This is a genomic window from Micromonospora craterilacus (assembly GCF_003236315.1).
In the GTDB taxonomy this organism is placed as follows: domain Bacteria; phylum Actinomycetota; class Actinomycetes; order Mycobacteriales; family Micromonosporaceae; genus Micromonospora; species Micromonospora craterilacus.
On record NZ_POTY01000226.1, the window covers coordinates 1 to 11579 of the forward strand.

Below are 11579 nucleotides of genomic sequence, written 5' to 3' on the forward strand. Positions count from 1 at the left end.
CGCCCGGCCCGACCACCTCGTCGGCGCCGACCGACCCGCTGGCCGGTCCGGCCGGCGGTGGGCCCGGCCGCCGTGAGCGCACCCCTTCCGCGCCCGTCCCGACGAGCGCAGCCCCCTACGCGGCACGTCGATCCGCGCCCGACCCGGTGCCGCCGGCGGAACCGTCCGGCGACCGGTCGCCGGACAGCACGTCGGCGGTGTTGCCGCAGCGCGTCCCCGCCGAGCCGGACGTGCCCGTCGTGCCGGAGCCGCCAGCCGTGGAGCCACCCGCCGAGACCCCGGAGCTAGCCCGGATCGCCACCCATCTCCGTCGCGATGACGAGCCGGCGCCGTTGCGCGAGCGGCCCGAGGGCTTCGACGTGGACGCGATCCTCGACGCCGTCCGGGAGGTCGACGGCGTGCGCGACGCGACTCTGCGCCGTACCCAGGCCGGTGCCCACAGCCTGCGCCTCGATCTTGCCGACGGTGCCGACCCGGCCGAGGTGAGTCGGCAGGTCGCCCGCCTGCTCCAGGAGCGGATGGGGCTGGCCGCCGCGCCGAGTGGTGCGCCCGGAGCGCCCGGAGGGCCCGCCGCGCCGGTGCGTCGCCGGTCCACCGAGAACCGGGGTGGCGAGGCGGACGAGGCCCGTCCGTCCGCCGAACCTCGCCGGCCCAACACCCGCCCCGCGGGTGCCCGGGCGGAGGCCGTCACGGCCCGGGCCGAACCGGTGCCGGACACCTCGCGGCGACGCCGTCAGGCGCCCGCCCCGCACCGGGGTCGGGCCGCGGTGGAGGAAGTGGGACCGCCGGGCAGCCCGGCGACCCTCGGTGCCTCCTACTCCGGCGGGCAGTTGACCACCACCGAGTCCGCACCGTCCCGGCCGCTGAACACCGGCGGCGCGCCCGGTCCCCGGGTCGTGCTCGACCACGTCCAGGTGAGCACCTTCGGGCTCGACGCCACCGTCGAGGTCCGGCTGATCGCCGGCGAGCAGAGCGCGGCCGGCTACGCCACCGGCCCCGCCGTGGACGGGTACGTGCTGCGGCTCTGCGCGGTCGCCGCCGCGGCCGCGGTGGACGAGTTGCTGCGCGGCGCCAGCACCACCGCCGACCGGGGGCGCTGCTTCGTGGAGCACGCCGCTGTGGTGCCGTTCGGCAACTGCGAGGTGGCCACCGTCGTGGTGCTGCTGGTCTGCGACGGGTGGGTCGAGCAGCTCGCCGGGTCCGCCCTGGTGGCCGGCGACCCCCGGCAGGCGGTGGTGCGGGCCTCCCTGGCTGCGGTGAACCGGCGGCTGGAGGCACTGCTGGCCTGAGCCGGCCGGGCAGACTGGAACGGTGAAGCCTGCCACTCTCTGGCCCGACCGGCTGCTGCCCGCGCACTCGGTCCCGCCGCCCTGGCCCGGCCGAGCGGTACGCCTCGACGGGACGGTCACCTACGTCCGGGAGACGCCGGCCACCGGGCCGGACGCGGAACCGGCACTGTACGTGCACGGGCTGGGCGGCTCGTCGCAGAACTGGACCGACCTGGCGGGCCTGCTCGCCGACCGGCTCGACGGCCAGGCGATCGACCTGCCGGGCTTCGGCCGCAGCGAGCCGGGTCGGCGCTACACCCTGCCGGCCTTCGCGCGGCGGGTGGTCCGCTGGATCGAGCACTCCGGCCGTGGGCCGGTGCACCTGTTCGGCAACTCGCTGGGCGGGGCGATCTCGGTGCGGGTGGCCGCGCTCCGGCCGGACCTGATCCGGACGTTGACCCTGGTCTCGCCGGCCCTGCCGTTCCTCGACTTCCGCCGGTCGTTGCAGGGTCGGATGCTTCCGTTGCTGGCGATCCCCCGGGGCGAGCGGCTGGCCGCCTGGCGGCTGGCCCAGACGGCGCCGGAGGTGATGGCCCAGCAGGTGATGGCGGCGTGCGTGGCCGACCTGAGCCGGATCTGCGACCAGCGCCGGCAGGAGGCGGTGGACGAGATCCTGGTGCGCTACCAGGCGGAGCACTACGCGGCGGCGTACCTCCGGACGTTCCGCGGGCTGGTCTCCAGCTTCGTGCGGTCGTACCTGCCGGGATCGGGATCGCTGTGGCGGATGGCCCGGACGGTACGGGCACCCACGCTGGTCGTCGGGGGCCGGCAGGATCGGCTGGTCGACGTACGCGTGGCGCCGCAGACCGCCCGGGTGATCCCGGACAGTCGGCTGCTGTTGCTTGAGGGTGTCGGTCACGTGGCGCAACTGGAGGTCCTGCGCCTGGTGGCCCGGGCGGTGGTCGGCCTGCTCACCGAGACGGGGGAATCCGCCCGCCGGGCCGACCTGGCAGGATGAGCCGAGTGCGTAGTCCTGGTAGCCATCGCCGCTCCGGCCGGCAGGCCCGTTCGCCGGTTCCGGTAGCGACCACTGCGGGCCGCCCGGGCGAGCAGCGGCCCAGACCGCGCCGGTCCGGTGCCGTCGTCCGCACGGTCGTGCTGCTGGCCGCAGTCGGTGCCGCGGTGGCGGTGATCACCGGCGGTAACGGCGTGCTCCGGGGCGCCGCCGGTGCCGGCGAGGTGACCCCGACGCCCTCCCCGACGGTGGTGATTCCGCCGCCGCCCGCGGCGAGCCCGTCGCCCTCACCGACCGAGGTGACCCCGTCGCCGGAGGCCCCGGCGCTGGAGCAGCCCGGGCCGGTTCCGTCGCGCGGGACGGGCCGTTTCGGCTACGACGACCAGGTGGGTCCGGTGCTGGGCACCGCGGGCACGCTGCGGCGCTACCGAGTCGCGGTGGAGTCCGGTTCCGGTGCGGACGCGGGCGAGTTCGCGCTGGCCGTACGGACCGCGTTGGCCGGGCCGGGTAGCTGGGTGGACAGCGGGCGGTTGCGGTTGCGGCAGGTGGAGGCCACCTCCCGGTACGACTTCACCGTCTACCTGGCCACGGCCGCGACGGCGGGGCAGATGTGCGCCGCCGGTGGCGTCGACATCCGGGTCGGCGGACGCCCCTACACCTCCTGCCGCACCTCGGGCAAAGTGATCATCAATCTCGACCGGTGGCGGCTGTCGGTGCCGCACTTCGTCGAGGCCGGGGTGCCGCTGTCGGTCTACCGCACATACGTGATCAACCACGAGGTCGGGCACCAGTTGGGCAATCGGCACGAGCGTTGCCCGAGGCAGGGTGAGCCGGCCCCGGTGATGATGCAGCAGACGCTGTTCCTCAAGGGCTGCGTGGCGAATCCCTGGCCGTACCTCGACGGTCGGCGTTATGCCGGTCCCTCGCTCTGAGCAGCGAGAACGCGCACGGGTCGCAACCGTAATGCGGGTATATGCCCGATAAGGGTGCGACGATGGTTTCATGCCGTCTTCACCCCTTCGTGACTCGCGCGGCGCGCGGAATCAGCCGGCCGGACCACGGGCACCGACCGAACGGCCGGCGGGAGCGCCGGCATCGGCGGGCCGGCCGGCGAGGCCGCGGCCGTCCACGGTACGGATGCGTCGGCGACGCCGCCGCGCCGTCACCCTCGGGCTGGCCCTGGTCCTGGCGGCCACCGCCGGAGTGCTGCTGGCCCGGTCCGGCGACCGAACCTCGGGGCCGGAACCGGCGAGCCGGGACCGGATCGCCCACGGGGCGGGTGCGGGAGCGGACGAGGGGCCGCCCAGCGGGTACCCGTCAACCGGTGCCGGCAGCTTCGTGGTGGCCGGTGGAGAGTCTCCGGTGCAGGGCCTCGACGGGCCGCTGGCGCGCTACCGGGTGGCCGTCGAGCAGGGCGCCGGCCAGGATGCGGACGCCTTCGCGGCCGACGTGGACGCGGTCCTGGCCGATCCGCGCAGCTGGATCGGCTCCAGTGAGCTTCGGGTACAGCGGATCGCCGAGGCGGAACGCGCGGATTTCACCGTCTATCTGGCCACCCCGGTCACCTCGGAGGCGATGTGCGCCGAGGGGGGCCTGAGCACGGACGGCTACACGTCCTGCCGGCTGCCCGGCAAGGTGATCATCAACCTGGCGCGCTGGCTGGAGGCGGTGCCGGACTACGGGGCGCCGCTGGCGGTCTATCGGGCGTACGTGGTCAACCACGAGGTCGGGCACGAGTTCGGGAAGGGGCACGAGGCGTGTCCCGTCCCGGGCGGGCCGGCGCCGGTCATGCAGCAGCAGACGTACGGCCTGGCCGGCTGCCTGGCCAACGCCTGGCCCTTCCTCGACGGCCACCGGTACGTCGGCGACCCCCTGCCCTGAGCCGGCGGGTGCCGCGCGCCGGGCCGGTTATTCCCGCTCCCGGATGCCGGGCGACGTGGCCCTGCTCATGGTCGATGGCCGCGTTGGCGAGCGACAATGGCCCGGTTGTCCACCACATCGATTCCGGGGAGTCCACCGTGTCGTTGCCCCCGCTCGTCGAACCCGCCGCCGAGCTGACCGTTGACGAGATCCGCCGCTACTCGCGCCACCTGATCATCCCCGACGTCGGGGTCACCGGGCAGAAGCGGCTGAAGAACGCCCGGGTGCTCTGTGTCGGCGCCGGCGGCCTCGGTTCCCCCGCGCTGATGTACCTGGCCGCCGCCGGGGTCGGCACGCTCGGCATCATCGACTTCGACACCGTCGACGAGTCCAACCTTCAGCGCCAGATCATCCACGGCGTCTCCGATGTCGGCCGGTCCAAGGCCGAGTCGGCCGCGGCGAGCATCCGTGAGATCAACCCGCTGGTCAACGTCGAGATCCACAACACCGCGCTGGACCGGGACAACGTCCGCGAGATCTTCGCCCAGTACGACCTGATCGTCGACGGGACGGACAACTTCGCCACCCGGTACATGGTCAACGACGCGGCGGTGCTGCTCGGCAAGCCGTACGTCTGGGGGTCGATCTACCGCTTCGACGGCCAGGCGTCGGTGTTCTGGGCCGAGCACGGTCCCTGCTACCGCTGCCTCTACCCGGAGCCCCCGCCGCCCGGCATGGTGCCCTCCTGCGCGGAGGGCGGCGTGCTCGGCGTGCTCTGCGCCTCGATCGGCTCGATCCAGGTCAACGAGGCGATCAAGCTGCTCGCCGGCATCGGCGAGCCGCTGGTCGGCCGGCTGATGGTCTACGACGCCCTGGAGATGAGCTACCGCAAGATCAAGGTGCGCAAGGACCCCAACTGCGTGCTCTGCGGCGAGAACGCCACCCTCACCGACCTGCTGGAGGACTACGAGGACTTCTGCGGCGCGGTGTCGGTCGAGGCCCAGGAGGCGGTGGTCGACGCGACCATCACCGCGGCCGAGCTGAAGGAGTGGCAGGACGTCGGCAAGGACATCTTCCTGGTCGACGTGCGGGAGCCGGCCGAGTACGAGATCGTCCGCATCCCCGGCGCCACCCTGATCCCCAAGGGCGAGATCCTCTCCGGCGAGGCACTGTCGAAGTTGCCGCAGGACCGGCAGATCGTGCTGCACTGCAAGTCCGGCGTCCGCTCCGCCGAGGCGCTCGCCGCGCTGAAGGCGGCCGGCTTCCGGGACGCCGTGCACGTCCAGGGTGGGGTGCTCTCCTGGATCAAGCAGATCGACCCGTCGCTGCCCGCGTACTGACGAACGCACAGGTCGGAGCGGGCCCTCCGCCCGCTCCGACCTCGGCCGATTCACCGAGGCGCGATCACCTTCGCGCCGGTAGCCTGGCCGCCGTGGTCGACATCGACGCCGCGATCGGGTTCGTGGTGGCTCACGGGGACGCGGTGGAGCGTGCCCGTTTGTCATGGTTGCGAACCGGTACGCCGCCTCCGGAGAAGGTGCTCGACAGCGCGGAGGTCGGCCAGACCCTGGGCGGTGGCTGGCCGGCGTCCTGGGGTGACGAGGTCGCCTCGGTCGACGCGACCTGCTTCCGCCTCTCCGAGTTGGACGATCTCGGCGCGCTGAGCCGCCCGGCCGCCCGCCGGGCGCTGGACTGGCTCGCCGCCGCCCAGCAGCGGGACGGCTGCTGGGAGGAGGACAAGGCGCTCGCCGACACCGCCCCCGAGTGGGCCCGGCCGGGCGACCCGGAGGCCCGGCTCTTCCTGACCGCCTACGCCGCCTTCTGGCTCACCGTGGCCGGCCTGGACGCCCGGGCCGCCGGGCCGCTCGACCACCGGGTCGGCGGGGCGTACGCCGGCGTGGTGCACGCCGCCGGGCAGGCGCTCGCCGCCCAGCTGCGCCCGGACGGCAGCTGGCCGTCGTTCCTGGCCGCCGGTTGGCTGAGCGCGGCGGTCCTGCACCGGCAGCAGATGTTCTACGAGTCGGCGCGGATCAAGGCGGTGCTCGCCGAGCGGCTCCCGCAGGCGTCGCCGACCGACGCCGCCTGGCTGGCCGCGACGCTGCGCCGGGTCGGCGTCGACGAGCAGGAGTGGACGCTGGTGGCGGCCCGCCGGCGGCTGACCGAGACGCAACGCAGCGACGGCGGCTGGAGCAGCGACGACGGCCACCAGTTCGACGTGCACGCCACCCTGGCCGTGATCCGCGCCTTCCGGTAGGGCGGGCGTCAGGGGCGGCGGGCCACCACGGCGCCGTTGGCTCCGGGTGCGTCGAAGGCGATGGTCCGGACGTCGGTGAAGCCGGTGTCGGTGAGCCAGGCGGTGTACTCGGCGGCCGAGTAGTTCTTCCCGCCTTCCGTTTCGAGCAGCATGTTCATGCCCATCAGGGCGGCGGCTGGGGGGCCGGTCCGCTCGTCGTTGAGCAGCAGTTCGGAGATCACGATCGCCCCGCCGGAGGGCAGCGCGGCGTGGCAGCGGGCCAGGATCGCGCGGTTCTGCGCCTCGTCCCAGTCGTGCAGGATCATGCTGAGCAGGACCACGTCGTGTCCGGTCGGCAGCGCCGGGTCGGTGAGGAAGTTCCCGCTGGCCGTACCGATCCGGTCGGCGAGCCCGGCCAGGGCGATCTTCTCCTCCGCCTTGGTGGCGACGTGCGGCAGGTCGAAGACGGTCGCCCGCAGCTCGGGGTAGCGCTGGCACAGCTCGATCGGGAAGGCGCCGGCCCCGCCGCCGACGTCCAGCAGCCGGCGGTGCGCGCCGAAGTCGTACGCCTCGCCGAGGGCGCGGGCGGTGAAGCTGGAGGTCGAATACATCGCCTCCCAGAACAGCGCGAGCATGACCGGGTCGGCGGTGGTGAACATCGACTCCTGGGTGTCCGGGTCCCAGGTCAGCGGCCGGTCGGTGCGCAGCGCCTCACCGATGCGGTGCCAGGGCAGGTAGGTGCGCTGGTCGCAGTAGCGCACCTGGCCGCCGAAGTAGTGCGGCCGGCCGGGGACGAGGAACTCCTCGGCCAGGGCGGTGTTGCGGTAACCGTCGCCGGCCTTCTCCAGCAGGCCGAGGGAGGCGCAGGCGGCGAGCAGCAGGTCCGCCGGCCGCTCGGGGAGGCCGAACTCCTTCTCGGCCTCCTGCCGGGTCACCACCCGCCCGCCGGCGAGCCGGCCGAACAGGTCGAGTTCGACCGCGGCGGCGAAGGTCTTGAAGGCCCAGTAACCGGTCACGAGTTGCATCAGGGGAGTGGGGGTGATGATCATAGATGCATTTGATCATCTTCCCGATCGGGTCCGGTAGCCCCGACGGCGTGGCGGACCGTGCCTCGGCGGCCCGCCACGGTTGCCGGGCGTCAGCTAACGAACGTGGCCGTTGCCGGTGACCACGTACTTCGTGCTGGTCAGCTCGGGCAGGCCCATCGGGCCGCGGGCGTGCAGCTTCTGGGTGGAGATGCCGATCTCGGCACCGAAGCCGAACTCGCCGCCGTCGGTGAACCGGGTCGAGGCGTTGACCATCACCGCCGCCGAGTCCACCCGGGCCACGAACTCCCGGGCGGCCGACTGGGAGTCGGTGACGATCGCCTCGGTGTGGCCGCTGCCGTACCGCCGGATGTGCGCGACCGCCGCGTCGAGCGAGTCGACGACGGCGACCGAGATGTCGGCGGAGAGGTATTCGGTGGCGAAGTCCTCGTCGCCGGCCGGGACCACGGCGTCGGAGTACGCCGCCGTGCGGGTGTCGCCGTGCACGGTGACCCCGGCCTCGGCGAATGCGGCCAGCATCGGCGGCAGGAAGGCATCTGCCACGCTCTGGTGCACCAACAGCGACTCGGCGGTGTTGCAGGTCGACAGCCGCTGCGTCTTGGCGTTCAACGTGATCGACACGGCCATCGACAGGTCCGCGGCGGCGTCCACGTAGACGTGACAGTTGCCCACCCCGGTCTCGATCACCGGCACCGTCGACTCCTCGACCACCGTCCGGATCAGCGACGCGCCGCCGCGCGGGATCAGCACGTCGACCAGGCCGCGGGCCCGCATCAGCTCCTTGACCGAGTCGCGGGAGGCGGCGTCGAGCAGCTGCACCGCGTCCGCCGGCAGGCCGGCACCGGCGATCGCGTCGCGCAGCACCGCCACCAGCGCCGCGTTGGAGTGCGCGGCGGAGGAGGAGCCGCGCAGCAGCGCCGCGTTACCGGACTTCAGGCAGATGCCGGCGGCGTCCACGGTCACGTTCGGCCGGGCCTCGTAGATGATGCCGACCACGCCGAACGGCACCCGGATCTGCCGCAGCTCCAGACCGTTGGGCAGGGTCGCGCCACGGACCACCTCGCCCACCGGGTCCGGCAGCGCGGCCATCTGGCGCAGCGCGTCGGCGATGCCGGCCACCCGGCCCTCGTCGAGGGCGAGCCGGTCCAGCACGGCCGCGCTCAGCCCGGCCTCGCGCCCGGCCGCCAGGTCCGCGCCGTTCGCGGTCAGGATCTCCGGGGTACGCGCCACCAGCGCGTCGGCCATCGCGTGCAGCGCGGCGTCCTTGGCGGTACGCGTTGCCACGGCCAGCGCCTCCGCCGCCGTACGCGCCCGGCGGGCCTGCTCGCTCACGCTCATCCCATGCTCCTTCGTGTAAGGAAGGGCCCCTTGTTAACGCCTCGTGTATAGGAAGGGCCCCTGCAATCACTTCATCCGGCGGATCGCCCGCTCACAGCAGCACCAGGTCGTCGCGGTGCACGACCTCCCGTTCGTACGCCGGGCCGAGCGCCGCGGCGAGGTCGGTGGTGGAGCGCCCGAGCAGGCCGGGCAGCTCCACCGCGTCGTAGTTGACCAGCCCTCGGGCGACCGGCGCGCCGGTGGTGTCGACCAGGTCGACCGGGTCGCCGGCGGTGAACGCCCCGTCCACCGCGGTGATCCCCGCCGGCAGCAGCGACTTGCGCCGGCCCACCACCGCGGCGACCGCACCGGGATCGAGGTGCAGCCGGCCCCGGGGCGCGGTGGCGTGGGCGAGCCAGAACAGCCGGGCGGCCGGGCGCCGGGGGCTGGGGTGGAAGAAGGTGCCGACCGACTCGCCGGCCAGCGCCGCGACGGCCTGGGCGGCGGAGGTGAGCACCACCGGGATGCCGAACCCGGTGGCGATCCGCGCCGCCTCGACCTTGGTCACCATGCCGCCGGTGCCGACCCCAGACCGGCCGGTGCCGCCGATGTCGATGCCGGCGAGGTCCGCCTCGTCGCGTACCTCGGCGATGCGGCGTGACCCGGCGCGCGACGGGTCACCCGTCCAGAGCGCGTCCACGTCGGAGAGGAGCACCAGCAGGTCGGCGTCGACCAGCGCGGCCACCAGCGCGGCCAGCCGGTCGTTGTCACCGAACCGGATCTCCTCGGTGGCCACCGTGTCGTTCTCGTTGACGATCGGCACCGCCCGCAGGTCGAGCAGCTTTCGCAGGGTGCGGTACGCGTTGCGGTAGTGGGCCCGGCGGGTCACGTCGTCGACGGTGAGCAGCACCTGCCCGACGGTGCGCCCGTGCCGGGCGAAGGCGGCGGCGTACCGCCCGATCAGCAGGCCCTGGCCGACGCTGGCGGCGGCCTGCTGGGTGGCCAGGTCGCGTGGTCGCCGGGTCAACCCGAGCGGCGCCAGACCCGCGGCGATCGCGCCGGAGGAGACGAGCACCACCTCGCGGCCGTCGACCGTGCGGGTGCCGAGGGCGTCGACGAGCGCGTCGAGCCGCCCGTCGTCCAGCCCGCCGGTGGCGGTGGTCAACGAGGATGATCCGATCTTGACGACGACCCGCCGGGCCGTCGTGACTGCGTCGCGCACCCGCCTATTCTGCGTGGTCGTCCGCGCGGCCCCGGCGGCCGTTCCCATAGTCTGGCCGCTTGTGACACCTGACGAGTACGTCGAGGCGGTGCTGGAACTAGTCGACCGGATCCCACCCGGCCGGGTGATGTCGTACGGGGCGGTGGCCGACGCGCTGGCGGAGCGCTCCGGCCGGGCGTCGGCCCGACTGGTCGGCTCGATCATGGCCCGGCACGGCGATGGTGCCCCCTGGCACCGGGTGGTCAACGCGTCCGGCGGCATGCCACCCCGGCTCACGCCCGAGGCGCGGGCGCGCTGGCTCGCCGAAGGTACGCCGCTGCGCCAGGACCGGGTGGACATGCGGGCGGCCACCTGGTGGCCCGGTGAGGGGATGTGACCGACGCCATAACGTGAGTAACATTCGGCGCCATGAGCGCGTCACTGGCAGTCCTGCCGCGCAAGGTGCACGCCGGCTACGCGCTCGGCTCGCTGGCCACCGGGGCGTTCGGCACTGTGCCGGGGCTGTTGCTGCTGCCGTACCTGACCGACACGCTCGGCGTGGCCGCCGGTGTGGCGGCCCTGCTGGTGCTCCTGCCGAAGGCGTGGGACGTGCTGGTCAACCCGGTGGCCGGGCGGATCTCCGACCGCACCCGGTCGCGCTGGGGCGCCCGCCGGCCCTACCTGCTGATCGGCGGGCTGGCGCTGGCCCTGCTCTTCGGGTCGATCTTCGCCGCGCCGTTCGGTGCAGGTCCGGCCGCCGGGACGTACGTCGCGGTCGCCTTTCTGGCCACGGCCACCGCGTTCGCCTTCTTCCAGGTGCCGTACGTGGCGATGCCGGCCGAGCTGACCAGCGACTACGCCGAACGTACCCGGATGATGACCTGGCGGATCGCGGTGCTGGCGCTGGCCATCCTGGTCTCCGGGGCGGTGGCCCCGCTGGTCCGCGACGCAGCCGGCGGGGGCGTGCCGGGGCACCGTTGGATGGGGCTGTTCGTCGCCGCGCTGATCGCGCTGGGCGCGGTCGGCGCCTTCCTCGGCACCCGGTCCGCACCGCAGGGCACGGTCGGGGCCAGCGAGCCCAGCCTCCGTGCCCAACTCGCCGTCGCCGGCCGCAACCGGCCGTTCCGGGTGCTGCTGCTCTGCTTCGTGGTGCAGTCCGCCGGAGTGGCGACGATCCTCGCCGGGGTCCAGTACTTCGCCGACCAGATCCTGCGGGACCCGGCAACCGGCCCGACCGTCCTGTTCGTCTGCTTCGTCGGGCCGGCGCTGGTGGTGATGCCGCTGTGGTCCCGGGTGGGTGCCCGGCTGGGCAAGCTGGCCGGCCTGGTCGCGGCCTCGCTGATCCTGGCCGCCGGCGGGCTGGCGCTGGTCGCCGCGCCGGTGCTGCCCGCCGCCGTGATCTACCTGCTGGTCGCGCTGATCGGCGTCGGGTACGCCGGCCAGCAGGTGTTCGCCCTGGCCATGCTGCCGGACTGCATCGCCTACGACACTGCGCGCACCGGCCGCCGGCAGGCCGGCGTCTTCACCGGCCTGTGGACGGCCGGCGAGACCTTCGGCCTGGCCCTCGGCCCCGGCCTCTACGGCCTGGTGCTCGCCCTCACCGGCTACGTCTCCTCCTCGACCGGCACCGCCGCCCCCC

The 11579-nt window shown here is 73.8% G+C and carries 10 protein-coding genes and 1 pseudogene; 8 read left to right on the forward strand and 3 right to left on the reverse strand.

Annotated elements, in window-relative coordinates:
* From C1I95_RS26925 to C1I95_RS26950, 6 genes and pseudogenes are all read left to right on the forward strand, one after another.
* Nucleotides 1-1289, forward strand: a pseudogene (locus tag C1I95_RS26925) (hypothetical protein); the annotation flags it as partial.
* A gap of 22 nt (nt 1290-1311) precedes the next feature.
* Entirely contained in the window at nt 1312-2286 is a 975-nt protein-coding gene (locus C1I95_RS26930; protein WP_111217910.1) for an alpha/beta fold hydrolase, read from the forward strand.
* A gap of 5 nt (nt 2287-2291) precedes the next feature.
* Nucleotides 2292-3215 carry a DUF3152 domain-containing protein gene (locus C1I95_RS26935; protein ID WP_438941343.1) on the forward strand — a complete coding sequence of 308 codons (924 nt, stop codon included), beginning with the start codon at nt 2292-2294 and terminating at the stop codon, nt 3213-3215.
* Nucleotides 3216-3420: 205 nt separating this feature from the next.
* On the forward strand, nt 3421-4164 hold the full coding sequence (locus C1I95_RS26940; protein WP_111217914.1) for a DUF3152 domain-containing protein: 744 nt from the start codon (nt 3421-3423) through the stop codon (nt 4162-4164).
* Nucleotides 4165-4301: 137 nt separating this feature from the next.
* Complete coding sequence (gene moeZ, locus C1I95_RS26945; RefSeq protein WP_111217916.1) at nt 4302-5483, forward strand: adenylyltransferase/sulfurtransferase MoeZ; 1182 nt, start codon at nt 4302-4304, stop codon at nt 5481-5483.
* Between the two features lie 92 nt (nt 5484-5575).
* Nucleotides 5576-6397: a prenyltransferase/squalene oxidase repeat-containing protein gene (locus C1I95_RS26950; protein ID WP_111217918.1), complete on the forward strand. Its 822-nt coding sequence runs from the start codon at nt 5576-5578 to the stop codon at nt 6395-6397.
* 8 nt (nt 6398-6405) lie between these two features.
* Here C1I95_RS26950 and C1I95_RS26955 read toward each other — a convergent pair whose 3' ends face one another.
* From C1I95_RS26955 to proB, 3 genes are all read right to left on the reverse strand, one after another.
* Nucleotides 6406-7422, reverse strand: coding sequence for a methyltransferase (locus C1I95_RS26955; RefSeq protein WP_111217928.1), 1017 nt, complete (start codon nt 7420-7422; stop codon nt 6406-6408).
* A 96-nt stretch (nt 7423-7518) separates the two neighbouring features.
* Nucleotides 7519-8760 (reverse strand): glutamate-5-semialdehyde dehydrogenase, encoded by a 1242-nt coding sequence (locus tag C1I95_RS26960; RefSeq protein WP_111217920.1) that lies wholly within the window; start codon nt 8758-8760, stop codon nt 7519-7521.
* A 91-nt stretch (nt 8761-8851) separates the two neighbouring features.
* Nucleotides 8852-10009, reverse strand: a complete 1158-nt coding sequence (proB, locus tag C1I95_RS26965; RefSeq protein ID WP_111217922.1) for a glutamate 5-kinase — start codon at nt 10007-10009, stop codon at nt 8852-8854.
* 13 nt (nt 10010-10022) lie between these two features.
* Here proB and C1I95_RS26970 point away from each other — a divergent pair, with 13 nt between their 5' ends.
* Both C1I95_RS26970 and C1I95_RS26975 read left to right on the forward strand, forming a co-directional pair.
* A complete protein-coding gene (locus tag C1I95_RS26970) occupies nt 10023-10337 on the forward strand; it encodes an MGMT family protein (RefSeq protein WP_111217924.1) in 315 nt (104 codons plus the stop codon).
* A 32-nt stretch (nt 10338-10369) separates the two neighbouring features.
* The coding region (locus C1I95_RS26975) for an MFS transporter (protein WP_111217926.1) at nt 10370-11579 on the forward strand (1210 nt) is incomplete at its 3' end.